The following is a 26,330-nucleotide window of genomic DNA, read 5'->3' as shown; positions in this document are numbered from 1 at the left end:
GGCGCCGCATGTACGCACTCCTCTTCCGCCTCGTCTTCCGCCGCATGGACCCGGAGCGCGCGCACCACCTGGCGTTCCGGTGGATCAGGCTCGCCGCGCGCGTCCCGGTGCTGCGCACGTACGCGGCCGCGGTCCTCGCGCCCCGCTACCCGCAGCTGCGCACCGAGGCGCTCGGGCTGCGGATGCACGGCCCCTTCGGGCTCGCCGCCGGCTTCGACAAGAACGCGGTCGCGATCGACGGCATGGCGATGCTCGGCTTCGACCACGTCGAGATCGGCACCGTCACCGCGCGGCCGCAGCCGGGCAACCCGCCCACCCGGCTGTTCCGGCTGGTACGCGACCGCGCGCTGATCAACCGCATGGGGTTCAACAACGACGGCTCCGCCGCGGTCGCGGCGCGCCTCGGCGCGCGCCGCCCCGTCTTCCGCCCGGTCGTCGGCGTCAACATCGGCAAGACCAAGGCGGTGCCGGAGTCCGAGGCCGTCGCCGACTACGCCACGTCGGCGGAGCGGCTCGCCCCGCACGCCGACTATCTGGTCGTCAACGTCAGCTCCCCGAACACGCCCGGCCTGCGCGACCTCCAGGCGGTCGGCCACCTGAGGCCGCTGCTGAGCGCGGTGCGGGAGGCCGCGGACCGCGCCGTGCCGGACCGGCGCGTCCCGCTGCTGGTGAAGATCGCCCCCGACCTCGCGGACGAGGACGTCGACGCCGTCGCCGACCTCGCCGTGGAACTCGGGCTCGACGGGATCATCGCCACCAACACCACCGTCGCCCGCGAGGGCCTCGGACTCTCGTCGCCGCCCGCGCTGATGGCGGAGACCGGCGGCCTGTCGGGCGCGCCGCTCAAGGAGCGCTCCCTCGCGGTGCTGCGCCGCCTGTACGCCAGGGTCGGCGACCGGATCATCCTGGTCGGCGTCGGCGGCGTGCAGGACGCGGAGGACGCCTGGCAGCGCATCCTGGCGGGCGCCACCCTGGTGCAGGGGTACAGCGCCTTCATCTACGAGGGCCCGTTCTGGTGCCGTGCCGTGCACAAGGGCCTCGCCGCGCGCCTCGCCGCGGGGCCGTACGCCACCCTCGCCGACGCCGTCGGCGCGGACGTCAGGAAGGCGGCGGCCGCATGAGCGCGCCGGAGGAGGAAGGCGGCCGCCTGAGCGGGCCGGAGCCCTTCGGCGCGCGGCTGCGGCGCGCCATGGACACCCGCGGCCCGCTCTGCGTGGGCATCGACCCGCACGCCTCGCTGCTGAGCGCCTGGGGGCTCGGCGACGACGTGGCGGGCCTCGAACGCTTCGCCCGTACGACGGTCGAGGCGCTGGCCGACCGGGTCGCGGTGCTGAAGCCGCAGTCGGCCTTCTTCGAGCGGTTCGGCTCCCGGGGCCTCGCCGTCCTGGAGCGCACCGTCGCGGACGCGCGCGCCGCGGGCGCGCTGGTCCTCACCGACGCCAAGCGCGGCGACATCGGCTCCACGATGGCCGCCTACGCCGCGACGTACCTCGACGCGGACTCCCCGCTCTTCTCCGACGCGGTCACGCTCTCCCCGTACCTCGGCTTCGGGTCGCTGCGGCCCGCGCTCGACGCGGCAGCGGCCGGCGGCGCCGGCGTGTTCGTGCTCGCGCTGACCTCCAACCCGGAGGGCGCGGAGGTGCAGCGCGCCACGGCCCCCGACGGGCGCACGCTGGCGCAGGTGGTGCTCGACCACATCGCGGCGGAGAACGCGGGGGCCGAGCCCCTCGGCTCGGTCGGCGCCGTGGTGGGCGCGACCCTCGGCGACACGGGTGCCGGCCTCGACGTGAACGGCCCGCTGCTCGCGCCCGGCATCGGCGCGCAGGGCGCGACACCCGCGGATCTGCCGGCGGTCTTCGGCGCCGCGGTGGGCCGGGTCGTGCCCAGCGTGAGCCGCGGAATCCTGCGCCACGGGCCCGGTGCGGGGCCGCTCAGGGAGGCGGCGGAGCGGTTCCGTGACGAGGTGCGGGCGGCCCTGGACCACCGGAATGAGGGGTTCAGGTAAAACCTGGAGTCGAAAAGAGGTGGAAAATGTCGGAAATGTACCGGTCGGGCGATGCTGACCAGGGACTTTTCATCTGTTCTCGCTGACTCCGGCGGTCTTGGCCGATAGTCTCCCCACCAGAGCCGACGAGCAGAGCGTTGCCCGTTGCTCGCCTGGCGCGGGACGGCAGTCCCCGCGCCGGTCCGTATCCGACAGTTCGACATCCGAGGTGACGTAGGCGTGGCTCTTCCGCCCCTTACCCCTGAACAGCGCGCAGCCGCGCTCGAAAAGGCCGCCGCGGCTCGCCGGGAGCGGGCCGAGGTCAAGAATCGACTCAAGCACTCCGGCGCCTCCCTCCATGACGTCATCAAGCAGGGCCAGGAGAACGACGTCATCGGCAAGATGAAGGTCTCGGCGCTGCTGGAGTCGCTGCCCGGCGTCGGCAAGGTCCGCGCCAAGCAGATCATGGAGCGTCTCGGCATCTCCGAGAGCCGCCGGGTGCGCGGCCTCGGCTCCAACCAGATCGCCTCCCTGGAGCGCGAGTTCGGCAGCACCTCAGCGTGACGTTTCCGGGCACCCCCGGGAACCTGGATAATCGCTGCATGGCAGCAGAGGCACGGCAGCGGCTGACCGTGCTCTCCGGACCCTCAGGGGTCGGCAAGAGCACGGTCGTCGCCCATATGCGCAAGGCTCATCCCGAGGTGTGGCTCTCGGTGTCGGCCACGACCAGGAAGCCACGCCCCGGGGAGCGCCACGGCGTCCAGTACTTCTTCGTGACGGACGACGAGTTCGACAAGCTCGTCGCCAACGGGGAGCTGCTGGAGTGGGCGGAGTTCGCCGGGCACCGCTACGGGACGCCCCGGGCCCCGGTCCTGGACCGCCTCGATGCCGGTGAGCCGGTGCTGCTGGAGATCGACCTCCAGGGCGCCCGGCAGGTCAGGGACTCGATGGCGGAGTCCCGGCTGGTCTTCCTCGCCCCGCCCGACTGGGACGAGCTGGTGCGCAGGCTCACCGGGCGCGGCACCGAGCCGGCCGACGTGATCGAGCGCAGGCTCGCGGCCGCCAGGATCGAGCTCGCCGCCGAGTCCGAGTTCGACACCACCCTGGTCAACACCTCCGTCGAGGACGTGGCGCGCGAGCTGCTAGCCTTGATGGAAGTGTCCTGATTCAGTGCCCGCGCGCGAGCGTGCGGGCGTCCCCGCGCGGACGTGACGGTGCCGGTGTGACCGGGCGGCCGTGGCCGCGCAATCTCGATTCATTCTTCGGAAGGCCAGAGAGTGTCCTCTTCCATGACCCCGCCCGAGGGCATCATCAACCCGCCGATCGACGAGCTGCTTGAGGCCACGGACTCCAAGTACAGCCTGGTGATCTACGCGGCCAAGCGCGCGCGCCAGATCAACGCGTACTACTCGCAGCTCGGTGAGGGCCTGCTGGAGTACGTGGGCCCCCTCGTGGACACCCATGTGCACGAGAAGCCCCTCTCGATCGCCCTGCGGGAGATCAACGCGGGCCTGCTGACGTCCGAGGCCATCGAGGCGCCGCCGCAGTAGTACCGCGGACGCGCAGCGGTACCGCGGTACTGCTGTGGACCCACCGCACGCACGGTTGGTCATATGATCGACACGTTGTCCATAGGCCCGGCAGACGACTGCCGGGCCTGTGGTGTGTCATGGGAGCAGGAGCGGCGGGCGCGGACCGCCGCCCCGCGCGAGAGTGTGGGAGCGGGAGGCATGGTGGACAGGCCGAGGGTCGTTCTGGGCGTGGCGGGCGGCATCGCCGCATACAAGGCGTGCGAGCTGCTGCGCAGGCTCACCGAGTCGGGGCACGACGTCACGGTCGTGCCGACGGCCTCGGCGCTGCACTTCGTCGGGGAGGCCACCTGGTCGGCGCTGTCCGGCCACCCGGTCTCCACCGAGGTCTGGAGCGGGGTGCACGAGGTGCCGCACGTGCGCATCGGCAAGGCCGCCGCCCTCGTCGTGGTCGCCCCCGCCACCGCCGACGTGCTGGCCAGGGCCGCGCACGGCCTCGCCGACGACCTGCTGACGAACACCCTGCTGACCGCCCGATGTCCCGTCGTCTTCGCCCCCGCCATGCACACGGAGATGTGGGAGCACCCCGCCACCAGGGAGAACGTGGCGACGCTCCGCCGGCGGGGCGCCGTCGTGATCGAGCCCGCCGTCGGCCGGCTGACCGGCGTCGACACGGGCAAGGGGCGGCTGCCAGAACCCGGCGAGATCTTCGAGGTGTGCCGCGCCGCGCTGACCCGCGGTGCGCTCCCCGCCGACCTCGCGGGCCGCCATGTGGTGGTCAGCGCGGGCGGCACCCGCGAGCCGCTCGACCCGGTGCGCTTCCTCGGCAACCGCTCGTCGGGCAAGCAGGGCTTCGCCCTGGCGCGCACGGCGGTGGCGCGCGGCGCGCGGGTCACGCTGATCGAGGCCAACACCGGCCTCCCCGACCCGGCGGGCGCCGACGTCGTCCACGTCGGCACGGCCCTCGAACTGCGGGACGCCGCGCTGAAGGCGGCCGCGGACGCGGACGCCGTGGTGATGGCCGCCGCCGTCGCGGACTTCCGGCCGGCCGCCTACGCCCAGGGCAAGATCAAGAAGCGGGACGACGCGGAGCCGGAGCCGCTGGCGCTCGTGCGGAACCCGGACATCCTCCACCAGCTGGCCGCGGAGCGCCCCGCGCCGGGGCAGGTCGTCGTCGGCTTCGCCGCCGAGACGGACGACGTCCTGGCCAACGGCCGCGCGAAGCTGCGCCGCAAGGGCTGCGACCTGCTCGTCGTCAACGAGGTGGGGGAGCACAAGACCTTCGGCGCCGAGGAGAACGAGGCCGTGGTGCTGGCCGCGGACGGCGCCGAGACGCCCGTGCCGCACGGCCCCAAGGAGGCGCTCGCGGACACGGTCTGGGACCTGGTGGTGGGGCGGCTGCCCGCACCGTGACCCCGCTGTCCGCATGCTGGTCATCCGTCTCCAGGGGTGGACGGCGCGCCGAAGCGGAAGAGACGGTGGGAAACCCGCAAACGCCCAGACGGGCCCCGCTGGAGGCGTTTCCGTTCCGGGTAACGGAGGCCACACCACGCTCACGGAGCGAGATGTCTGGACTCCGGGAGCGGGGTGACCGATAAACTGGCGCGAGAGTGCGGCAGGACGCAGCTCCGGCCGCACTCAAGCCGTCAATGATCAGCTGATCGAGTCAGCAGCCGCTGCAACCCCAGGGAGCGATGTGTCCCGCCGTCTCTTCACCTCGGAGTCAGTGACCGAGGGTCACCCCGACAAGATCGCTGACCAGATCAGCGACACCATCCTCGACGCACTCCTCACCGAGGACCCGGCCTCCCGCGTCGCCGTGGAGACCCTGATCACCACGGGCCTCGTCCACGTCGCCGGCGAAGTCACCACCAAGGCGTACGCCCCGATCGCCCAGCTGGTGCGCAACAAGATCCTGGAGATCGGCTACGACTCCTCCAAGAAGGGCTTCGACGGCGCGTCCTGCGGGGTCTCCGTCTCCATCGGCGCCCAGTCGCCCGACATCGCCCAGGGCGTCGACTCCGCCTACGAGCGGCGCGTCGCCGCCGGTGCCGAGGGCGCTGCGGGCAGTGAGGTCGACGAGCTCGACCAGCAGGGCGCCGGCGACCAGGGCCTGATGTTCGGCTACGCGTGCGACGAGACGCCCGAGCTGATGCCGCTGCCGATCTACCTCGCGCACCGGCTCTCCCGCCGCCTGTCCGAGGTCCGCAAGAACGGCACCATCCCCTACCTGCGCCCGGACGGCAAGACACAGGTCACCATCGAGTACGACGGCGACAAGGCCGTCCGCCTGGACACGGTCGTCGTCTCCTCGCAGCACGCCTCCGACATCGACCTGGACTCGCTGCTCGCCCCCGACATCCGCGAGTTCGTCGTGGAGCACGTGCTCCAGCAGCTCGTCGAGGACGGCATCAAGCTCGACACCGAGGGCTACCGGCTGCTGGTGAACCCCACGGGCCGCTTCGAGATCGGCGGCCCCATGGGCGACGCCGGCCTCACCGGCCGCAAGATCATCATCGACACGTACGGCGGCATGGCGCGCCACGGCGGCGGCGCCTTCTCCGGCAAGGACCCGTCGAAGGTCGACCGCTCCGCCGCCTACGCGATGCGCTGGGTCGCGAAGAACGTCGTCGCGGCGGGCCTCGCCGCCCGCTGCGAGGTCCAGGTCGCCTACGCGATCGGCAAGGCCGAGCCGGTGGGCCTGTTCGTCGAGACGTTCGGCACCGCGACCGTCGACCACGAGAAGATCGAGAAGGCCATCAGCCAGGTCTTCGACCTGCGGCCCGCCGCGATCATCCGCGACCTCGACCTGCTGCGTCCGATCTACGCCAAGACCGCCGCGTACGGCCACTTCGGCCGCGAGCTGCCCGAGTTCACCTGGGAGCGCACCGACCGCGTCGACGCGCTCCGCGAGGCCGCGGGCATCTGACCGCACGGCGCCGCGCGCCGACCAGGGCCCGGCCCTCCGCCCAGGCGGGGGACCGGGCCCCGTTACGTTGGACCCATGTTCGTACTGGAACTCACCTACACCGCCCCCATGGACCGCGTCGACGCCGCGCTCGCCGACCACGTGGCCTGGCTCGACGAGCACATCGCGGCGGGCCGCGTCATCGCCTCGGGCCGCAAGGTCCCCCGCGACGGCGGCGTCCTCCTCGCCGTCGCCGACGACCGCGCCGCGGCCGAACGCCTCGCAGCGGCCGACCCGTTCACCCTGGCCGGGGTCTGCACGTACCGCATCACGGAGTTCACCCCCACAAGGACGTCCCCCGCCCTCGCCCCGTACCGCGAGAAGCCCCGCGACTGACACCCGGCGGGGCGCCGGGCGGTGGCGGCGGGGCCCCCGTTCCGGGAGCGCCCCCGGCTCCGCGCCCGGTCACAGGGGCGGCTCGACCTCGGGCGCGAGGCCGGGACGCGGCCCTGTCCCGTCGGGCGACATCCCGGCGGGTGCCAGTGGGCCGTCCGGGTCGTCGGCGCCGCCCTGGCCCTCTTGCCCCTCGGGGCCGCCCCGGCCCTCGGGCCCGCCGTGGACGAACCGGTCTCTGATCCGCTCGGCCTCCTCGGGGTCCTTGTCGGCCACGAAGTCCGCGACGACGCTCGCGACGAGCACGATGTCCCCCGGAGCCGCCACCGGGCCCAGGCCCTCGACGAACCGGCTGAACACCGCGAACGCGCCCCTGCCCTCCGCCTCCTCCTGATCTCCGGCAGCCGCGCCGTGCGGCTCGGAGAGTGCCGAGGCCAGGGAGGGGACGAACCGGTGGAACCGCTCGGCGAGCTCCACGTTGTTGGCCGCGGCCGTCAACTCGGCCAGCAGGCCGATGTCCTGCACTGTCCTGTCGACCTTGTCGTCGTTGCGGTGCAGCGCCCACACCACGGCGCTCCCGGTGTCCTTGAGGACGTCATCGCCGAGATAGGCGCGCCGGCTCTGCTCGTACTTGCGCTCGTGCTCCCAGACCGCCTCGTTCTTGCGCACCTCGGCCAGCTTGACGAGCCGTTCCTGGTCGGCGTCCGACAGACACAGGCGCACGTCGACCGCCATCGCCTCCGCCCTGCCGTCCCGCACCGTGAACATCGTGCCCAGCGCGCCGTTCAGCTCGTGCTGCACGAGGGAAGCCCTGGCGGGATGCCTAGCCGCAGTGACCTGCTGCGCGCGGGCCAGGACGGCGTCGACGGCCAGCGCGCCCGCGTTGACGAGCGGAGCGTGGTCGGGTCCGCTGACCGGGCACCAGCGGACGGTTGCCGAGAAGAGGAAGTCGTAGTCGGGCAGCTCGCTGGGAAGGGCGACGTCACGCACCCGCACCTCGCGCCGCTCGACCGGCGGGATCGGGAGATCGGGCTCCGCGAGCAGGTGCCGGGGGAACCGCTCGGCCCTGCGCCGCGCGACAGCCCCGCCTGCCGTCAGCAGCACGGCGATCCCGAAAGCGCCCAACGCCCAGGCCCACGGCGGCCAGTGGGTGCAGAAGCCGACGAGGGCCAGGACGAGAGCGCCGATCAGCGTCAGGAAGACGGACACGGTCTTGGTCGCGGAACTCATGGCGTGGGGGTCTCCCGTGGAAGGGCGGCTCGGTGCGCGTGGATTTCCTTGACCCGTTGCAGGATCGCGCCGGGCAGCGCGAACGCCGCGGTGTCCCCCGCGGGGCGCGTGGCCGCCCAGCGCACGGCCGCCCGGTAGAGCAGGCCCTGCGCGGAGCTGCGGCCCTGGCATGCGTCGATGAGCACGTCCACCAGGCCGTGGGCGTCGCCGTCCCGTGCGGCCGTGTCGAACCAGCCGCGTGCGCACGGGAACCAGCGGCCGGTGTCGAGGCAGGCGAAGACCTCGGCCCACCCGGTGGCCAGCTCGGCCCGGACGGCGGGGTCCGCGGCGAGCGGACGGCCCTCGGCCCCTGAGCCGCCGCGTACGTGCGGTGAGTCCGCGCAGCGGAGGAAGAGTTCCGCGTCGGGCACCCGGTGGGGTTCGCCGTCGGAGCTGTGCGTGACTCGTCCGAGAAGGAAGCGCAGGAGCCGCCGCCCCTCGGCTGCCAGCTCCATGAGGGCATCGCCCGCCACCGTGCCCGGCGCCTCGCGCCGCGCCAGGTGGTGCAGGCGTACGACGGCGGCGAACGGGTGGTGCACGGCCAGGTCGCCCCGGCAGACCGCGACGAGGACCTGCCGTTCGGGCCGCGTGAGTGTTTCCTGCCGTGAGCGGTCGTACAGGTACGCCCGGAACTCCTGGCCGGCCGTACGGTGTCCGAGTCCGGCACCGAGGAGGCGCACGGCAGCGCGCCGTTCGTAGCCCGAGGACGACCGGGACCATTGCAGGGCCAGGTCCTTGAGGTCTTCGTGGTGCTCCTCGTGCAGGGACAGTTCCGCGAACCGCAGGACCAGCGCTTCCCGTTCGGGCTCGTGCAGGCGGGGCAGGGCCAGAGCTGCGGCGACCCACGTCCGCAGGGCGTTCCTGAGGTCCGGAAAGTCGCGCCAGACCTGGCGGGCGACGGCCTTTGCCATGCCAGGGGCGGCGAAGCGCACACAGCCGTCGGGCTGGATTCCTGCGTCGATCGAGAGGAAGCGTTCCGACAAGGGGCGGGCGGCCAGCACGGGGGAGGCTCCCGCCTCGCCGCCGACGCTCGTGTGCAGCGCTCGTGCCGCCTCGTGCACGGCGTCACTCCTCGCACCCTCCAACAGGGCGGTGGCGATGAGCAGGCCGCGTGTGCGGCTGTCGCGCACCCGGGCGAGCAGGGCGGAGGCCTCGCCCGACCGGTCCGCCAGCATGGTGGCGACCGTGTCGCACGCGGCGGAGAAGGGAGTGCCCTCGCTGACCGCCGTGCTCACCTGCCATGCGAAGCGGGCGGCTTCCTCCAGCGAGTGGTTCGCATCGACAAAGCGCTTCAGCGACTGCGGGGGCGGTGCGGTCTCCCGCCCCCGGACATGGGACAGCCGCAGGAACCGCCTGAGGATCCTGATCTCGGCGTGCGGGGGCCGCTCGATGAGAGCGGCCTTCCGGCCCAGGAACGACGGCAGGTTCCGGGCGGAGCCGGTGGGAAGGATCACCACCAGTGCCGCGTGACGCCTTTCGAGTGTCGTCGTGAAGGAGCCGAGCTGCTTCTCGACCTCCTGCAGCCGACCGCGGGGAGCGGAGGACAGGTCGAGCAGCAACCGGCCGTCCTCCGCGATCTGTTCGGGATCGAGCAGCTGTTGCTCCGGATCCGCGACGATCTCGTGGAAGGTGTCCCTGCGCGGGGCATGGTTGCGCAACAGCACCTCGGCCGTGGCCGTGCGCCCCGTTCCTGGCTCTCCGTCCAGCAGGACGACATGGTGCCTCACGAGTCTCGCGTACGCCCTGGCGTATCCCGTGGGCGGTTCGAAGCGGGGCATCAGCCAGAGCAGGTGCTCCTTGGCGAGCTCGCGCGGTGCGCGTCCCGTGGAGTCCTCGGACAGGGGGGCCTGGTCCCCGGGCGGATGGACGCTGTAGTAATTGTTCTGGGTGCCGGTCCCCGAGTGCACCGCAGCCGCCGTGGCGATCTCCGACCAGAGGACGCTCACCGATCACCGTCCCGGTCCCGCTCGCCGTAGTGGAAGGTGTTGGTGTTGCCGCCTCCCGACTGGTCCCCGGCCACGTAGAAGGAGCCGTGGCCCAGGTGCGGCGCGTGCTGCGGGGCGGTGTTGTGCTGGTCGCCCGAGCCGCTGTGGACGTGCCCGGCCCGGCCGATGGACGTCGTGTTGGTGTGGGTGCTGGTGTCGATGTCGCCCGTGTCGCGGGTCTGGATCAGCGTCCCGCTGCCGGTGTTGTCGCCCGCGGCATTGTTGACCGAGCCGCTGGGCTTGTCCTCCTTCTGTTCGCCCTCCCGGTCGGATGTGCGGAGCGCGGGGACCATGTCGGAGAGGTAGTCGCCGATTTCCGCCAGGTCGTGCCTGGAGTCGTAGGCGCGCAGGCGCATGGCCTGGATCTCGGCGAGGCGCGCCAGCTCGGGCGGCAGGTCCGCCGCCTTCAGCCAGGGCGTCTTGTCGATCAGTACGGGCAGCACGGTGATGCCGCGCTCAAGGGCTTCGAGCAGCTCGCGCCGTACATAGTCGTCCTCGCGCCGCAGCAGCGGCGACGCCGCCCAGCCCTCGCCGACGACGGCGATGCACACGGAGGACGCGTGCAGCGCGTCCATGATCCCGGTGGGGAAGGGACGGCCGGGCGTCAGCGTGCTCCCGTCGCGGAACACGCGATCGTCGCCGAACCGCTTCGTGATGCTCTCGTACAGCTGCCCGGCGACGTGCTCGCCGTCCTTGGTGCGGTAGTTGATGAAGACATCGGCGTTGTAGGGCATGGCAGAGGGGCCCCTCCTCGGTAAAGGGATGGAAGTGAGGTGCGGAATGCGGGTCAGAGCAGGCGCGCGGCGGGGGAGAGGGCGAAGGCCAGGAGCGGTTCGACCTCCTTGACCGCCGGGTGGCGCGGATGGCGGGCCAGCGTGCGCGACAGGCGGCGGACGTCCAGGGCGACGGTCGCTGAACCGACCGTGTGGACGGCGCTCAGCACATCGTGGGCGAGGGCGCAGGCTTGGTCGATGTCGCCCGCGAGCGCGTGGGCCAGCGCCTGCCTGGTGCCGTAGCGCGCCCTGGTGCGCAGCGCGGTGGGCGCCACACGGTGCATCTCGCGGTCGAAGACCTCGGCGGCCTGGCGCGGCCTACCGAGGTCGAGCAGGCACCATCCGGTGATCATGGCGACCTGGTCGGGGACATGGCTGGCGCCGAGCACCGGCTGGGCAGGATCGGCGGGCACCCGGGCGAGCAGGGCGCGGGCACGGTCGAGTGCGCGCATGCTGGAGCCGTGGTCGCCGGCGAGCGAGTGGCCCTCGGCCTCCTGCACCGCGGCGAGTCCCAGGATCCGGGGCGGCAGGGCGGGGGAGCTGACGGTGGCGGTCAGCGCGAGCGTCTCCGCCGCGTCGCCGCGGTAGTACGAGACGAGTGCCCGGCGGACCCGCGCGTATGAGGCGAGATCGCTGTCCCCGGCGGCCGCGGCCAACTCCACCGCCTCGTCAGTCAGGCGCAGGGCGGCCTGGTCGTCGCCCGCCTCCTGCGCCATCCAGCCCGCGAACTCGGCGTACCGGGAGCTCAGCGCGATCAGCCCGTCTCGGGTACGGGCGCCGCTGCGCCGCGCCAACAGGCGCAGCACGCGCGTCTGTTCGGCGAGTGCGGGCAGCACGGCGCCGGGCGGTGCGGACTGGCCGAGGCGGCGGAACTCCGCGAAGAGGTTCCGCGAGATGTCGAGCAGTGCGCCGTCGGCGGCGGGCGCCGCCGACGCGGACGGCGTCGCCGCCGTGCCGAGCACGGCCGCCGCGCCCGCGGCGAGGAGGCCGCGCCGCGCGGGCGCCGCGCCGCCTTCCTCGTCGGCGGCGGCTTCCCGCTTTGTACGCGGCACGGACGGCGCCGGTACGAGGCCCAGCAGCGCCCCCTGGGTGCCGAGTGCGGCGTCGCAGAGGCGTGCGAGTTCCTGGGAGGGGCGCTTCTGCCCCGTCTCGACCTTGCTGAGCTGCGCCTTGCTGTAGTGGACGCGGGCCGCGAGCCGGCTGAGCGTCAGCCCTGCCGCGTGCCGTGCCCGGCGCAGTTCGCTGCCGAACGCATACTGTCCCTCAAGCACCTGGGCTCCCGATGTCGAGTCGTCGCGCAGGGCGTCAGGCCCCTTGACCAGGGTCGGGGCGTCGCTCGGGGGTCACAAGAGCGTGCGGGTGTTTCCCGTTTCCACTTGGTGCTTCAATGCCCCCTGCGTGAGGGGTAGTTGGCGCGGTGTATGAGGTGTGCGGGCATGGGCGAGGGGCGTGGGTCGCCGGTGGGGACCGGTGGCTCACGCCCCTCGCGTCGGTGCGGCCCTGGGGCCGGTTGTTACTGGCCGAGCAGCTTCGACGTCAGGGTCGAGGCGTTGTAGGAGCCCCAGCCCGTGGTGAAGTCCCAGCCCTTGGCGGCGGAGTAGGCGCCGTTGCTGCCGCTGGTGATGTCGTGGAAGCCGGTGCCGCCCGTGGCGTAGAGCGCCGGGTTGGCGAAGCCGAGGTTCGGCTTGCCTGCCGCGGCGGCCTGCTGGTTGTAGAGCGCGGCGTACGCGGCCCATTCGGGCGCCGCTGCGCTGGTGCCGCCGACCTGGCCCCACTGGCCCTGCGAGTAGATGGACACGCCGGGGCTCGGGTTGGCGAGCGCCGAGACGTCGGGTACCTGGCGCTTGCCGCCGCCCTGGCTCTGCTGCACCGAGGTCTGCCAGCTCGGTATCGAGAACTTGCTGGACTTGCCGCCACCGCCGCCGCTCCACGCGGTCTCGCGGCTCCAGGCGTTCGAGGACGTCACGGTCAGCGTCGTACCGCCCACGCCGGTCACGTTCGGGTCGCTGGCCGGGAAGTCGACGGAGGTGCCGCCGTTGCCCGCGTCGTCGGAGCCGCTGTCGCCCGAGGCGGCGTAGAAGCCGAGGCCCTCGGCCGCGCCCTGCTGGAACACGGCGTCGACCGCGCTCAGGTTGGAGCTGGTGCGCTGCGTCTCGGCCGCGCCCCAGCTGATCGACGTGGTCGGGATGCCGCTGTCGACGATGGCCTGGTACGTGTCGACCTCGCCGGCGTCCGAGTTCGGGCCCTCGAAGACCGTCACCGCGGCCTTGGGCGCGATCGCGTTCAGCACCTCGATGTCGAGTTCGACCTCGACCTGGCCGTCGCCGAGGGAGCCGGAACCCCCGTCGACCTTCTTCACGGTCGGGGCGGCGGAGCCCAGGCTGTACTGGCTGTCGTACTTGGTGATGTTGGACTGCTGGAAGCCGTCGAACTCCAGCAGGGCGATCTTCTGGCCGCTGCCGGTCGTGGACGACGAGACGTTGTAGCCGCCCTTGATCTGCGCCGGGGTGTAGCCGCCGCCCGGGCCGTTGTGGGGGGTGACCTTGGCGGCCTGGTGGTGCAGGACCACCTGGTTGTTGAGACCCGAGACGTCGCTCACCAGGGACGCGACGGACGCGGGCAGGGTCGGCGCGGCCTCGTTCGCGTAGAACGACCGGCCGGTGGACTTGTCCTTGTACGTCGACAGCGTGGTGCCGAACGCCTTCTGCACCTGCGCTGCGGTGCCGTGGGCGTCGATCAGCAGGTTGCCGGAGTGGACCTTGCCGACGGTGAGGCCCTGCGACTTCAGGTACTCCTTCACTTTGGCGACCTCGGCGTCGGTACGGCCGTAACGGGCCGCGAACTGTGCCTTGGTGAGGTAGTGGCCGTAGTCGGCGGAGGCCGGGTCGGTGACGCGGGAGATGAACGCCGCGAGTCCTGCGTGGTCTCTGGGCGCGAGGCTCACGGCCACGGACAGGGACGTGTCGGCGGCGACAGAACCGGTGCGCGCCGCGTGGGCGGTGAGCCCGGGGACGACGTCGCCCGCGACCGCGGCACGCGTCGCCGAGGGGCCGGGGGTGCCGGCGGCGGCGACGGGGACGGCGACGGCCAGCAGAACCGGTGCGGCGGCGAGGGCGAGGAACTTGAGACGTGGGGTCACGAACAGCCTCCGGGGGGAAGTTCGAGTCTCGAAAGGGTGACGTGGAACACGCTAGGGAGAAAGGGGACTTGTCCATAAGCGGGGGAACCCTTGCTCGCCGTGTTGAGACGGTGTTTCGTGTGGCCGGGGCGTTGCGGCGCCGCGTCGCGGGGCACGTCATGTCGGCGTGAGGCCGGGGCGGTTGGCATCGTGCCGGTGCGACGCCGGGGGCGGGTTGGCTTGTGCCGGCATGCGGCCAGGGGCCGTTGACGCGGCGGCCGGGAGTCTTCGGCAGGACCGCTGCCGCCGGATCAGGGGACGCGGGCGCCGGACGCCGACATCCGGACGGGGGTGCCGTACGCGGGTGTTGGGGTCAGGGATCGGGATCGGGCCACTGGTCCGTTTGTTGGGGGCGGCCGTCGGTACGTGCGTGGGGGCGGGCACGGTCGGTACGGGTACGGGTACGGGTACGGGTACGGGGCCGGATCGCCGGTACGCGCCTGCCGCGCGGGCCGGCGCGGGCGTACGGGGCGCCGCGTGCGCACCCGCGGGGCACAGGGCCCCGACGCAAGGGGCGGCCCGCCCGCGCCCGCGGGCAGCGCCATCGCCGCGGGCCCACGCGGGAGTTCGCGGGGCCGGCGCGTACCGGTGGAGCGGCGCGCGCCCGTGCTTCAGGCTCTGCGGCCGCCCGGCGCGCCGGGGCCGGGGGTGGCGAAGGCCTCGGGGGAGGTCATGGCGCGGGCCAGCGCGGTGCGGGAGCGCACGCCGATCTTGCGGTAGACGCGGGAGAGGTTGCCCTCGACGGTCTTGACGCTGATGAACAGCTTCGCCGCGACCTCCCGGTTGGACGCGCCGCCGGTGACCAGCTCGGCGATCCGGGTCTCGGTGGCCGTCAGGGTTGCGGCGCCGCCGCCGTCGAGGGCACCGAGGCGGGCGAGTTCGGCGCGGGCGCGGGCCGCGAGGGGGACGGCCCCGTGCGCCTCGGCGAGTTCGAGCGCCTCGGAGAGCGCGCGGTTCGCGGCCGTCCTGTGCCGGGCCCTGCGCTCGGCGGTGCCGAGGGCGATCAGGGTGCGCAGCAGGTCGAAGGGGAGGCCGAGCGGGCGCAGCCTCGCGGCAGCGGCGGCGAGGAGCTCCGCGCCCTCGCGGGCCCGTCCGCAGGCGGCCTCGCGCAGGCCCTCGGCGCGTTCGAGCGCCGCGAGCACGCTCTGCGGTGTCCCGCCGTGCACGTGGCTGCGGGCCTCGGCGAGCGCCTCGTCCGCGGCCTCGGTGTCGCCCAGCATCACCTGCGCCTCGGCCAGGTCGGCCGTCCAGTGCAGCAGCGGCGGGTCGGCGACCCCCATGGCGCCGCCGATCTCCCGCACCCGCAGCAGCGTCCCCACCGCGTCGGCGGCGCCCTGGAGCGAGCCCTCGAAGAGTGCCGTCTGCGCCTGCGCGGCGAGTGCGCGCAGCAGGAAGAGGCGGTCGCCGTCCGCCTCCGAGGCGCGTACGGCGTCCGCCGCCAGGGGCCGCGCCTCGTCGGCCGCCGCGCCCACGGACGCGGCGAGCGCACGGGCGTACAGCGCGGGCGCCGACACGAGGCCGGCCTCGGCGGCCGCGCGGGCGCAGCGCTGCGCGTCCCGCACGGCCGCGCGGCAGTCGCCCGCGCGCACCTGGGTCCTGACCAGGGCGAGCAGGGTCGCCACATGGTCCTCGACGCTGGTGTAGTCGACGCACTCCCTGCCGCTGCCGCCCTCGTCGCACAGGAGCGGGCCGAGCTGGGAGCGCGCCGTGGCCACCTGGTCGTCGTCGAGCGCGAGCATGGCCCGCATGCGGACCATGCCGCGGCGGCGCGGGTCGCCCTCGCGCACCGCGAGGTCGAGCGCCCGGTCGAGCGTGGCCCTCGCCGCTTCGGTCCTGCCGGTGAGCGAGTGGACCCGGGCCAGCGTCGTCAGGGCGCTCAGCCCGGTGACCGGGTCGGCGGCGACCGCCTCGCCCGTGGTGGCGCACAGCGCGTGCCGGGCCGCCTCCGCCGGGTCGCCGAGCACCAGGCTGCGCAGCGCCGCCCAGTGGTGCAGCCGCGCGGTGAGCACGCCGTCGCCCGCCGCGTCCCTGAAACCGCCGGACAGCACGTCCTGGAGGCCTTCGAGCGCCTGGCCCGCGTTGCGCAGCAGCACGATCCTGGCGGCGACCCGCAGGCGCGGCGAGGACGACGAGCGCAGCACCGCGCGGGCCAGCTGCGCGCACTGGTCGCGGCGCCCCGCGTCGCAGGCGTACTCGGCGGCCCGCAGACGGCGGGCGTCATGGGTGCCGGTGCCGGAGGGCGTGCGGTCCGCGGCCAGCCTGGCGAGCTCCGCGGCGTCGTCGAGGGCGCCCTCCGCGTGGGCCGTGCCGGCGGCGGCCAGCACGGCGGCCGCGACCTTCTCGTTCTCGTAGGGGTGCGCGAGCGCCAGGTGGCGTGCGCCGCGCCGCCGGTCCGTGACGGCGTCGGCGAGCAGCGCGTGCGCCGCGCGGCGCTCCCGTGTCGGCGCGTCCGCGTAGAGCGAGGCCCGCACCAGCGGATGCGTGAACACCACGGCGCCGTCCGCGCCGAGGACCACCACGCCCGCCTTCTCGGCCGCCCCGAGGTGGGCCTCGGCCTCGGCGATTCCCGCGGCCCGCAGGAGCGTGAGGTCGGGGCGCGCGGCGGCGCAGCACACCAGCAGGGTCCGCACCGCGGCGGCGGGCAGCTCCCGTGCGCCCGCCAGGGTCGACGCGCGTAGCCTGCCGGGAACACGGGGGCTGCCGTCCGCGTCGAGCGCCCCTTCGAGCCGTGCCCCGCGGGCCAGTTCGCGTGCGTAGCCGGGGTTGCCCGCGGCGATCCTGCGTACGACCCGGAGCGCCTGCGGCGGCAGCGGCTCGCCGCCCGCGGCGGCGAGCAGCGCCGCGATGTCGTCGTCGGGCAGCGGCGGCAGCGGGATCTCGGCGGTGCCCGGCGGGCAGCACCAGGGGCGGGCCGGCTGGCCGCCGGGGGCCACCCGCTCGGTCGCGACGACCCGCAGTGCGGCGCCGCGCAGCCTGCGCGCGGCGAACGACAGCACGTCGGCGCTCTGCTCGTCCAGCCAGTGCAGCCCGTCGAGCACGAGCAGCGCGGGCCCGTCCTGGGCGCACAGGGCGAGTGCCTCGGTCACGGCCATCCGCAGCGCGAGCCCGTCGCGCTCCTCGACGGTCACCCGGCAGTGCAGCAGCACCTGGCGCAGCACCCGGGCGCGCTCCGGCGGCAGTGCGTCGAACACCTCGCCCGGCAGCTGGCCGAACAGGTCGACGAGGGCGACGTACGGCAGCCTCGCGTCCTCCTGCGCGGGCGTGCAGGAGAGCACGGGCGCGCCGTCCGGCGCGAACCGGGCGGCCAGGGCCTCCACGACCGTCGTCCTGCCGCTGCCCGTGGGCCCGTACAGCAGGACGCCGCGGCCCCCGCGCAGCGCGTCGCCCGCGGCGTCCAGAGGTGCCTGCTGGCCGCGCAGAACAAGCGGAGGGCGGGACTCCGCCCGGTACGCGGTCTCCCGCCGGGAAAGGAGATCTCGCACGCTGACGGACCACCCTTTCGTTCGCGGTACTTCGCGGTGCTGCGGACCCCGCTGCCGCGGCCCGTACGCGTGCTCATGACAGGACGACATCGACGCCGTGTCAAGAGTGGTACAGGCGCCGCGCGCCGCCCGCCCCGCGCCGTCGCCCGCCCCCGGGGAGGGGCCCGCGCCGCGCCGCGTGTCCCCGCTCCCGCCTGCGCGGACCGCCGCCGTCCGCCGGCGCGCCCCGGCCGGTGCCGCCGTCCGCGGGCCCGTGGGATCGGTGCGGAAGATCGAACCGGCTCATGGGTGACTCTCTAAGCCGCCTTTGCGTCGGCTTTGCTTTTTATTGGCCCGGACGGCCGGCGCGGGCGGGATTGGTCCGTACCTGTGGGCCGGGGGTCGGGTGCCGGGCGTCGCGAACCCGGGAGCCGGAGAGCCCGACCTCCGCGCGGGCGGGCGCCGTGTCACAGGTGTCTGGTAGGTATGGGGCTGTGAGCAGCGGCGACGAGCGGGAGCAGGGGACCGAGGGGGAGCAGCTCGCGCTGATCAGGGAGACCGTGCGCGAGGCGAAGACGCCCCGCGCCAAGCCGCGCACCTGGCGCGGCGCCGCCCTCGCGGAGCGGCTGCCGGTCGCGCGCGTCGTGGTCAACAAGGGCGTGCTCCACCTCGACCAGTACTTCGACTACGCGGTCCCCGCCGAACTCGACGCGGACGCGCAGCCCGGCGTGCGCGTGCGCGTGCGGTTCGGCGCGGGCGCGCACGCCGTGCGCGGCGGGCGGCGCGAGGGCGGGCGGCTGATCGACGGCTTCCTCGTCGAGCGGCGCGCCACCTCCGACTACTCGGGCCCCCTCGCCGCGCTCGCCGACGTCGTCTCGCCCGAGCGGGTGCTCAGTGACGAGCTGCTGCGGCTCGCGCGCGCCGTCGCCGACCGCTACGCGGGCTCGCTCGCCGACGTCCTCCAGCTCGCCGTGCCCCCGCGCAGCGCCCGCGCCGAGCGCGCGGCGTCGCCCGGGCCCGCGCCGCCGCCGCCCGCGCCCGAGCCCGGCACCTGGGAGCGGTACGAGACGGGGCCCGCGTTCCTCGAAGCGCTCGCCGCGGGCGCCGCGCCGCGTGCCGTGTGGAGCGCGCTGCCCGGACCGCACTGGGCGGCGGAGCTCGCCCGCGCCGTCGCAGCGACGCTCGCCTCGGGGCGCGGCGCCCTCGTCGTCGTGCCGGACGGCCGGGCCTCGGCCCGGGTCGACGCGGCCCTCACCGGGATCCTGGGGGAGGGCAGGCACGCGCTGCTCACGGCGGAGGCGGGACCCGAGAAGCGCTACCGCGAGTGGCTTGCCGTGCGGCGCGGCTCCGTACGGGCCGTGGTCGGCACCCGGGCCGCGATGTTCGCGCCCGTGCGCGACCTGGGGCTCGTCGCGCTCTGGGACGACGGCGACGGCAGCCACAGCGAGCAGCACGCGCCCCAGCCGCACGCCCGTGAGGTGCTGCTGCTCCGCGCCCAGCAGGACCGTACGGCCTTTCTGCTGGGCGGCACGGGCTGCACCGTCGAGGCCGCGCAGCTCGTCGCCACCGGCTGGGCCGCGCCGCTCGCCGCCTCCCGGGAGCAGGTGCGGTCCGCCGCGCCCCTGGTGCGCACGGTCGGCGACGCCGAACTCGCCCGCGACGAGGCGGCGCGCGCCGCCCGGCTGCCCAGCCTTGCCTGGCAGACCGTCAGGGACGCTTTGGCCTCAGGGCCCGTGCTGGTGCAGGTGCCGCGCCGCGGATACGTGCCGCGGCTCGCCTGCGAGCGCTGCCGCACCCCGGCGCGCTGCGCGCGCTGCGCGGGGCCCGTCGAGGCGGCGGGCGCGCACGAACTGCGGTGCGCGTGGTGCGGCAGGGCGGCCCAGGACTGGCACTGCCCCGAGTGCGGCAGCCCCAGGCTGCGGGCCCGGGTCGTCGGCGCCGGGCGCACGGCCGAGGAGCTCGGCCGGGCCTTCCCCGCGGTGCCGGTGCGCACCTCGGGCCGGGACCATGTGCTCGACGCGGTGCCCGGCCGCCCCGCGCTCGTCGTCAGCACGCCGGGCGCGGAACCCGTCGCCGAGGGGGGATACGCGGCCGCCCTGCTGCTCGACGGCTGGGCCATGGTGTCGCGGCCCGACCTGCGGGCGGGGGAGGAGGCCCTGCGGCGCTGGCTCCAGGCGGCCTCCCTGGTGCGCGGCCAGGCGGAGGGGGGCAGGGTCGTCGTGGTGGCGGAGCCGACGCTGCGCCCCGTGCAGGCGCTGGTCCGCTGGGACCCGGTGGGCCACGCGCGCCGCGAGCTCGCGGAGCGCGCGGAGCTCGGCTTCCCGCCGGTGTCGCGTATGGCGTCGGTGGCCGGGCCGCCGGAGGCCGTGGCCGCGTTCGTGGCGAGCACCCGACTGCCGGGGGACGCCGAGGTGTTGGGGCCCGTACCGGTGCGCAGCGCCCCCAGGGGCGCTCCCCGGCGGGGCGAGGCGCCCCCGGACGAGCGCTGGGAGCGGGTGCTGCTCCGGGTGCCCCCCGGAAGCGGAGCAGCGCTGGCCGCGGCGCTCAAGGAGGCTCAGGCAGCCCGCCTTTCGCGCGGCGCCGCGGCACCCACGGTGCGGGTCCGCGTCGACCCGCCCGACATCGGCTGACACCGCAGGCGCCCGGCCTCCGAGCTGGCCCGCCCGGCGGTGTGGGCCCGCGGCCTTCGCGTGCGGCGGACCCCGCAGGCCCGGGGCCTTCGCGCGGGCGCCCCTCGGGGCCCGGCGTCATGCCGGACAATCGGCCTGCCTCCGGTCCCCGTTCAGGTGGGCCGACCGGTGCGGCGGGCGGGCCCGCGTGTCGCACCGGTCCGCCCGACTCGCTGCACCGGTCCGCCCGACCGTCCGCCGCACCGACCGGCTCGGGCGGTCGGCGGCCGAGCCGGTCAGCGCGGGTGCGGTGTGCGGTACGGGGCCGGGCCCGCGCCGGTGACGGTGAAGGCGGCCACGACCGGTGCGCAGCGGCGCCGCGCCCGGCTCCGGCCGGCGGGCCCGGGCGCGTAGGCGGCTGCGACGCCGGGGGCGTTTACCGGGCCGCGAAGCCCGCTCCCGAGCGCGTACCCGGCCCGATGCCCGTGCCCGGGCGCGTACCCGCTGCCGCATCCGCTCCTGACCGCACCGCGTACCCGGCCGCGGCGGCCGCACCGTGTGCCCAACCGCGGCGCCCGCGCCGGGCCGTGCCGTGTCAGCTGCTGCGCGGGCTCGGGAAGACCGGCGGCCGCTGCTCCTCGTGGAGTTCGCGTTCCTCGTGGGGGTCGTGGTGGGTGTCGCGCGGCTCGGCGCCGGGCTGCGGCGGCATCGAGCGGGCCGCGGGCACCGACGGCAGGGCGCCCGTCGCGGGCAGCTGCCTGTGCGGCGCCGCGGCGTCCGCCGCCTCCACGGCCCCCGGGCGCGGCGTCGTGCGCCTGGCCCCGTAACGGCGGTGCACCGCCTGCTTCGTGACGCCGAGTGCGGAACCGACGGCGTCCCAGGAGAAGCCGAGCGAGCGGTCGAAGTCCACCGCGGCCGTCACGAGGGTCTCGACGCTGTCGCGCAGCTCCTGCGCGAGCCGTACGGTCGGGGCGGGCGCGCGCCCGTAGACGACGAAGCCCGTGGAGGGGCCCGTCCGCCGGGGCCGGTAGACATTGCCCAACTGGGCGGTGAGGGTACGCAGGGCGTCCACCTGGCGGCGGACGCGCTCGATGTCCCGCACCAACATGTGCAGACTTGCACGGGCCTGTGCGTCGTGGGTTGCGTGGTCGGCCATGGACGAGCCTCTCGGACCGGCGTGGAATGAGGAATCGGGCCGTACCGGTGCGGCCCGATGTGGTCAATCTCTCTTGACAACGCGACACCTGGGCTGTGGTCACGCTGCGGGGGCGTAGGGGCATATGCGTGGGGCGCGTGGGTGGCCGCGCGCCCCACGGGGCGCCGGTGGGGCGGGCGTGCCGTCCGCGCCATAAACTGGTGCGCTCCCGCAGACCCGTGGCACGGGCCGCGCCCGGCCGCCACCGCCCCCTTCCGAGAGGCAGCACGCCACCGATGAAGCTCGTCTTCGCAGGGACCCCCGAGGTCGCCGTACCCGCTCTCGACGCCCTCATCGCGTCGGAGCGCCACGAGGTGGCCGCCGTGGTGACCAGGCCCGACGCGCCCGCGGGCCGCGGCCGCAGGCTCGTCGCGAGCCCCGTCGCCGAGCGCGCGGAGGAGGCGGGCATCGAGATCCTGCGCCCCGCGAAGCCGCGCGACGAGGAATTCCTCGCGCGCCTGCGGGAGATCGGCCCCGACTGCTGCCCCGTCGTCGCGTACGGGGCGCTGCTGCCGCGGGTCGCCCTCGACGTTCCGGCACACGGCTGGGTGAACCTGCACTTCTCACTGCTGCCCGCGTGGCGCGGGGCCGCGCCCGTGCAGCACGCGGTGATGGCGGGCGACGAGGTGACGGGCGCGAGCACGTTCCAGATCGAGGAGGGCCTCGACTCCGGCCCGGTGTACGGCGTGCTCACCGAGACCGTGCGCCCCACGGACACCAGCGGGGACCTGCTGACCCGGCTCGCGCTCGCGGGCGCCGGGCTGCTCGTCGCCACGATGGACGGCATCGAGGACGGCACGCTCAAGCCCGTGCCGCAGCCGGCGGACGGCATCACCCTCGCGCCCAAGCTGACCGTCGAGGACGCCCGCGTCGACTGGGCGGCGCCCGCGCTGCGCGTCGACCGCGTCGTGCGCGCCTGCACCCCGGCGCCCGGGGCGTGGACCCTGTTCAGGGGCGAGCGCCTGAAGCTGGTCCACCTGGCGCCCGCGCCCGAGCGCACCGACCTCGCGCCCGGCGCGCTCGCCGCAGGCAAGAACACCGTGCACGTCGGCACGGGCTCGACCGCCGTCGAACTCCTGTGGGTGCAGCCCCAGGGCAAGAAGCCGATGCGTGCCGCCGACTGGGCACGCGGCGTCCGCATCGCCCCCGGCGAACACCTCGGCGGGACCCCGGCCGCCTGACCGCGCGGCATTGCGAGCGCGTCCCGGCACCTGACCGCGCGCCACCGTGAGCGCGTCCTGTCCACGGGCCGCGCCCGACCGCCGTCCGTACGGCGCCCGCAGGGCTCCCGGCCCCCGCCCGTACCGCCCGCACAGCCCCTTCGCAGCCCGCGTACGCTGGGACGTGAGGACCGGGGTGCGGGCGAGCCGCCCTGGGAGCGCCGCTGGTCCCGGGCCCGGTGGGCGCGGACGACCGGGTATCCGTGAGCCGCGGTCCGCGTCGGCCGACCCCACCCCGTACCCCCGGAGCACCTTTGAACGACCAGGCCCCCAGGGCCCGCAGGCAGCAGCCGCACACGCCGGGCGGTGGACGCCGCACCGGCAAGCCGTACCGGCGCCCCAGGAAGGACCCCGCGCGCATCATCGCCTTCGAGGCGCTGCGCGCGGTCGACGAGCGCGACGCGTACGCGAACCTCGTCCTGCCCCCGCTGCTCGGCAAGGCCCGCGAGCAGTCCGGGTTCGACGCGCGCGACGCCGCGCTCGCGACCGAGCTGGTCTACGGGACGCTGCGCAGGCAGGGCACGTACGACGCCGTCATCTCCGCCTGCGTCGACCGGCCGCTGCGCGAGGTCGACCCGCCGGTGCTCGACGTGCTCTCGCTCGGCACGCACCAGCTCCTCGGCATGCGCATCCCCACCCACGCCGCCGTCTCGGCGACCGTGGAGCTGGCCCGGGTGGTACTCGGCGACGGCCGCGCCAAGTTCGTCAACGCCGTGCTGCGCAAGATCTCCGCCGACGACCTGGACACCTGGCTCGCCCGGGTCGCGCCGCCGTACGACGACGACCCCGAGGACCACCTCGCCGTCGTGCACGCCCACCCGCGCTGGGTGGTCTCGGCGCTGTGGGACGCGCTCGGCGGCGGCCGCGCCGGGATCGAGGACCTGCTCGCCGCGGACAACGAGCGGCCCGAGGTGACGCTGGTCGCCAGGCCCGGCAGGTCCACCACCGGCGAGCTGCTCGACGCGGTCGGCGACGAGGGCGGCCTGCCGGGCCGCTGGTCGCCGTACGCGGTCAGGCTCGCCGAGGGTGGCGAGCCCGGCGCGCTCCGGGCCGTGAAGGACTCCAGGGCCGGCGTCCAGGACGAGGGCAGCCAGCTCGTCGCGCTCGCCCTCGCGCAGGCGCCCCTCGAAGGCCCCGACGCCCGCTGGCTCGACGGCTGCGCAGGGCCTGGCGGCAAGGCCGCGCTCCTCGCCGCGCTCGCAGCGGAGCGCGGGGCCGCGCTGCTCGCCGCCGAGAAGCAGCCGCACCGCGCGCGCCTCGTGGAGCGCGCCCTCGCGGGCAACCCGGGGCCCGCCCAGGTCGTCACGGCGGACGGCACGAGGCCGCCGTGGCGCGAAGGCGCCTTCGACCGGGTGCTCGTCGACGTCCCCTGCTCGGGCCTCGGCGCGCTGCGCCGCAGGCCGGAGGCGCGCTGGCGCCGCCGCCCCGACGACCTGAAGGGCTTCGCGCCGCTCCAGCGCGGCCTGCTGCGCGAGGCGCTGCGGTCCGTGCGGGTCGGCGGCGTCGTCGGCTACGCGACCTGCTCACCGCACCTCGCGGAGACCCGCGTCGTGGTGGACGACGTGCTGCGCGAGGGCCGCACCGGGGCCGAGCTGGTCGACGCGCGCCCGCTGCTGCCCGGCGTCCCCGCACTCGGCGAGGGCCCGGACATCCAGCTCTGGCCGCACCTGCACGGTACGGACGCCATGTACCTCGCGCTGCTGCGCCGCACGTCCTGACCGGCGCGGCCCGTCTGCGGGCTGTGCGCACGCATGCCGCGGGCGGTGCGCACGCACCGCAGGACCCCTGGTCCGTACCGAACCGCAGGACCCCTTGGTCCGTACCGAAACGTGGACCGGGGCAGGAACGGCCCCCGGTCCGTGGGAGGCTTGGCGCATGGCACAGATCAACCCCAGCATCCTGTCCGCCGACTTCTCCCGGCTCGCCGAGGAGGCCAAGGCCGTCGACGGCGCCGACTGGCTGCACGTCGACGTGATGGACAACCACTTCGTGCCCAACCTGACCCTGGGCGTCCCCGTGGTGGAGGCGCTGGGCAGGGCGACGAGCACCCCGCTCGACTGCCATCTCATGATCGAGCAGCCCGACCGGTGGGCGCCGCAGTACGTCGAGGCGGGCGCGGGGTCCGTGACGTTCCACGCGGAGGCCGCGGCGGCGCCGGTGCGCCTCGCGCGCGAGATCCGCGCCAAGGGCGCCCGCGCCTCGATGGCGCTCAAGCCGGCCACGCCGGTCGAGCCGTACGAGGACCTGCTGCCCGAGCTGGACATGCTGCTGATCATGACCGTGGAGCCGGGCTTCGGCGGCCAGGCGTTCCTCGACATCATGCTGCCGAAGATCCGCAGGACGCGGCAGCTGATCGCGCGGCACGGCCTCGAACTGTGGCTCCAGGTCGACGGAGGCGTCTCCGCCGACACGATCGAACGGTGCGCCGACGCCGGGGCGGACGTCTTCGTCGCGGGCTCCGCGGTCTACGGGGCGGACGACCCCGCCGCCGCGGTGCGGATGCTGCGCCACCAGGCTGACGAGACCACCGCCAAGGCGTCCTGGTCCTGCGGCCACTGACCGCGCCGGGGCCGGGGCGGCGGCGCGGGGCCGCGCGGGCGCGGCGGCCGTGCGGCCGGTGCGCCACGGTCAAGTGAACGGGGCCCGACAGGGCTGATCGACTACCGACGTATCTGACAGGATGAACGGCGAGTCCAGAGGGTGCGCAGAGTGAAGGAGAACGCGGTGCCTGGAATCTCGGCGGGGCGGCCGGCCCTGCGCATGGGACCCGCGGAACTGGTACAGGCGGCGGCCATGGCGCGCCGGTTCTACCTGGAGGGCAAGTCCAAGATCCAGATCGCCGAGGAGTTCGGCGTCAGCCGCTTCAAGGTGGCCAGGGTCCTGGAGACCGCCCTCGAACGCGACCTGGTGCGGATCGAGATCCGCGTGCCCGCCGAGCTGGACGCGGAGCGCTCCGACGCGCTGCGGGCCCGCTTCGGGCTGCGGCACGCGGTGGTGGTGGAGTCGCCCGCCGACGGCGCCGACGAGTCGCCCGACCCGGAGAACCTCGGCGAGGTCGCCGCCGACCTGCTGGGCGAGCTGGTCACCGAGGGCGACGTGCTGGGCCTCGCCTGGGGCCGGTCCACCATCCACATGGCGGCGGCGCTCGACCGCCTGCCGCCGTGCACGGTCGTCCAGCTGACCGGCGTGTACGACGCGGGTACGGCGGAGCGCGGCTCGGTGGAGGCCGTACGCCGCGCCGCGCAGGTCTCGGGCGGCGAGGCGCACCCGATCTACGCGCCGATGCTGCTGCCCGACCCGGCGACGGCGTCGGCGCTGCGCAACCAGCCGGGCATCGCCCGCGCCTTCGACTACTTCGACAAGGTCACCGTCGCCGCCGTGTCCATCGGCTCCTGGGAGGCGGGCATCTCGACGGTGCACGACATGCTCCCCGAGGAGGAGCGGGCGCACTACTCCTCGCTCGGCGTCGCCGCCGAGATGTCGGCGCACCTCTTCGACGCGCAGGGCCGCAGGGTCGGCAGGGACCTCGGCGAGCGGTGCATCACCGTGGAGGCCGACCGGTTGCGCCGCATCCCCGAGGTGGTCGCGATCGCGGGCGGGCGGCGCAAGTCCGAGGCGATCGGCGCGGTGCTGCGCTCCGGGCTCGTCACCAGCCTGGTCACGGACACCGTCGCGGCGGACTTCCTGCTGAAGGACTTCACCCCGGCGCCCCGCCCCGCCCTGGAGCGCGCCGACCCGGACGGGGACTGACCCGCCCGCGCGGGCCTGCGGACCGCGCGCACCAGCCCGGTGGGGCCGTGCCTTGGAGGAACGTCCAAGGCACGGC

20 protein-coding genes are annotated in these 26,330 nt (G+C 74.9%); 13 read left to right on the top strand and 7 right to left on the bottom strand.

Annotated features, from left to right (window positions below):
- Positions 1-8 precede the first annotated feature (8 nt).
- The 8 genes from AB0910_RS23390 to AB0910_RS23355 all read left to right on the top strand — a co-directional run bounded on the left by AB0910_RS23390 (position 9) and on the right by AB0910_RS23355 (position 6,817).
- Entirely contained in the window at positions 9-1,121 is a 1,113-nt protein-coding gene (locus tag AB0910_RS23390; RefSeq protein WP_366746574.1) for a quinone-dependent dihydroorotate dehydrogenase, read from the top strand.
- A complete protein-coding gene (gene pyrF, locus AB0910_RS23385) occupies positions 1,118-2,005 on the top strand; it encodes an orotidine-5'-phosphate decarboxylase (RefSeq protein ID WP_366746573.1) in 888 nt (295 codons plus the stop codon). The genes AB0910_RS23390 and pyrF overlap by 4 nt, the downstream gene beginning before the upstream one ends.
- A 219-nt stretch (positions 2,006-2,224) precedes the next feature.
- Positions 2,225-2,548 (top strand): integration host factor, encoded by a 324-nt coding sequence (locus AB0910_RS23380; RefSeq protein WP_345646552.1) that lies wholly within the window; start codon positions 2,225-2,227, stop codon positions 2,546-2,548.
- A gap of 38 nt (positions 2,549-2,586) precedes the next feature.
- Positions 2,587-3,150: a guanylate kinase gene (gene gmk / locus AB0910_RS23375; RefSeq protein ID WP_366746572.1), complete on the top strand. Its 564-nt coding sequence runs from the start codon at positions 2,587-2,589 to the stop codon at positions 3,148-3,150.
- Positions 3,151-3,261: 111 nt separating this feature from the next.
- On the top strand, positions 3,262-3,534 hold the full coding sequence (gene rpoZ, locus AB0910_RS23370) for a DNA-directed RNA polymerase subunit omega (protein ID WP_366746571.1): 273 nt from the start codon (positions 3,262-3,264) through the stop codon (positions 3,532-3,534).
- 180 nt (positions 3,535-3,714) lie between these two features.
- Positions 3,715-4,926 carry a bifunctional phosphopantothenoylcysteine decarboxylase/phosphopantothenate--cysteine ligase CoaBC gene (coaBC, locus tag AB0910_RS23365; RefSeq protein WP_366746570.1) on the top strand — a complete coding sequence of 404 codons (1,212 nt, stop codon included), beginning with the start codon at positions 3,715-3,717 and terminating at the stop codon, positions 4,924-4,926.
- A 283-nt stretch (positions 4,927-5,209) separates the two neighbouring features.
- Positions 5,210-6,442: a methionine adenosyltransferase gene (metK, locus tag AB0910_RS23360; protein ID WP_366746569.1), complete on the top strand. Its 1,233-nt coding sequence runs from the start codon at positions 5,210-5,212 to the stop codon at positions 6,440-6,442.
- A 75-nt stretch (positions 6,443-6,517) separates the two neighbouring features.
- The gene (locus tag AB0910_RS23355; protein WP_366746568.1) at positions 6,518-6,817 is read left to right on the top strand and encodes a YciI family protein; all 300 of its coding nucleotides are present in this window, start codon (positions 6,518-6,520) and stop codon (positions 6,815-6,817) included.
- Positions 6,818-6,886: 69 nt separating this feature from the next.
- Here the strand turns inward: AB0910_RS23355 and AB0910_RS23350 are convergent, their stop codons facing one another.
- The 6 genes from AB0910_RS23350 to AB0910_RS23325 all read right to left on the bottom strand — a co-directional run bounded on the left by AB0910_RS23350 (position 6,887) and on the right by AB0910_RS23325 (position 17,501).
- Entirely contained in the window at positions 6,887-8,044 is a 1,158-nt protein-coding gene (locus AB0910_RS23350) for a hypothetical protein (RefSeq protein WP_366746567.1), read from the bottom strand.
- Positions 8,041-10,029 carry a hypothetical protein gene (locus tag AB0910_RS23345; RefSeq protein WP_366746566.1) on the bottom strand — a complete coding sequence of 663 codons (1,989 nt, stop codon included), beginning with the start codon at positions 10,027-10,029 and terminating at the stop codon, positions 8,041-8,043. The genes AB0910_RS23350 and AB0910_RS23345 overlap by 4 nt, the downstream gene beginning before the upstream one ends.
- Positions 10,026-10,802 carry a toll/interleukin-1 receptor domain-containing protein gene (locus tag AB0910_RS23340; RefSeq protein WP_366746565.1) on the bottom strand — a complete coding sequence of 259 codons (777 nt, stop codon included), beginning with the start codon at positions 10,800-10,802 and terminating at the stop codon, positions 10,026-10,028. Before AB0910_RS23340 ends, AB0910_RS23345 begins: the two co-directional genes overlap by 4 nt.
- A gap of 53 nt (positions 10,803-10,855) precedes the next feature.
- A complete protein-coding gene (locus AB0910_RS23335; protein WP_366746564.1) occupies positions 10,856-12,112 on the bottom strand; it encodes a helix-turn-helix transcriptional regulator in 1,257 nt (418 codons plus the stop codon).
- Positions 12,113-12,354: 242 nt separating this feature from the next.
- The gene (locus AB0910_RS23330) at positions 12,355-13,980 is read right to left on the bottom strand and encodes a S53 family serine peptidase (protein ID WP_366746563.1); all 1,626 of its coding nucleotides are present in this window, start codon (positions 13,978-13,980) and stop codon (positions 12,355-12,357) included.
- Between the two features lie 650 nt (positions 13,981-14,630).
- Positions 14,631-17,501 carry an AAA family ATPase gene (locus AB0910_RS23325; RefSeq protein ID WP_366746562.1) on the bottom strand — a complete coding sequence of 957 codons (2,871 nt, stop codon included), beginning with the start codon at positions 17,499-17,501 and terminating at the stop codon, positions 14,631-14,633.
- Between the two features lie 473 nt (positions 17,502-17,974).
- On the opposite strand from AB0910_RS23325, the gene AB0910_RS23320 reads away from it, so the two are divergent.
- Positions 17,975-20,110 carry a primosomal protein N' gene (locus AB0910_RS23320; protein WP_366746561.1) on the top strand — a complete coding sequence of 712 codons (2,136 nt, stop codon included), beginning with the start codon at positions 17,975-17,977 and terminating at the stop codon, positions 20,108-20,110.
- 574 nt (positions 20,111-20,684) lie between these two features.
- Here AB0910_RS23320 and AB0910_RS23315 read toward each other — a convergent pair.
- Positions 20,685-21,245 (bottom strand): hypothetical protein, encoded by a 561-nt coding sequence (locus tag AB0910_RS23315; protein WP_366746560.1) that lies wholly within the window; start codon positions 21,243-21,245, stop codon positions 20,685-20,687.
- Positions 21,246-21,520: 275 nt separating this feature from the next.
- On the opposite strand from AB0910_RS23315, the gene fmt reads away from it, so the two are divergent.
- The 4 genes from fmt (at position 21,521) to AB0910_RS23295 (ending at position 26,254) form a co-directional block, all read left to right on the top strand.
- Positions 21,521-22,465, top strand: coding sequence for a methionyl-tRNA formyltransferase (gene fmt, locus AB0910_RS23310; protein ID WP_366746559.1), 945 nt, complete (start codon positions 21,521-21,523; stop codon positions 22,463-22,465).
- A 293-nt stretch (positions 22,466-22,758) separates the two neighbouring features.
- Positions 22,759-24,222, top strand: coding sequence for a transcription antitermination factor NusB (locus AB0910_RS23305; RefSeq protein ID WP_366746558.1), 1,464 nt, complete (start codon positions 22,759-22,761; stop codon positions 24,220-24,222).
- Positions 24,223-24,379: 157 nt separating this feature from the next.
- Positions 24,380-25,063: a ribulose-phosphate 3-epimerase gene (gene rpe, locus AB0910_RS23300; RefSeq protein ID WP_366746557.1), complete on the top strand. Its 684-nt coding sequence runs from the start codon at positions 24,380-24,382 to the stop codon at positions 25,061-25,063.
- A 141-nt stretch (positions 25,064-25,204) separates the two neighbouring features.
- Entirely contained in the window at positions 25,205-26,254 is a 1,050-nt protein-coding gene (locus tag AB0910_RS23295; RefSeq protein WP_366746556.1) for a sugar-binding domain-containing protein, read from the top strand.
- Positions 26,255-26,330 lie beyond the last annotated feature (76 nt).

This window comes from Streptomyces sp. NPDC047002, from assembly GCF_040704505.1.
In the GTDB taxonomy this organism is placed as follows: domain Bacteria; phylum Actinomycetota; class Actinomycetes; order Streptomycetales; family Streptomycetaceae; genus Streptomyces.
The sequence above is the reverse complement of the archived record's forward strand: the minus strand, read 5'-3'. Positions and strand labels throughout refer to the sequence as shown.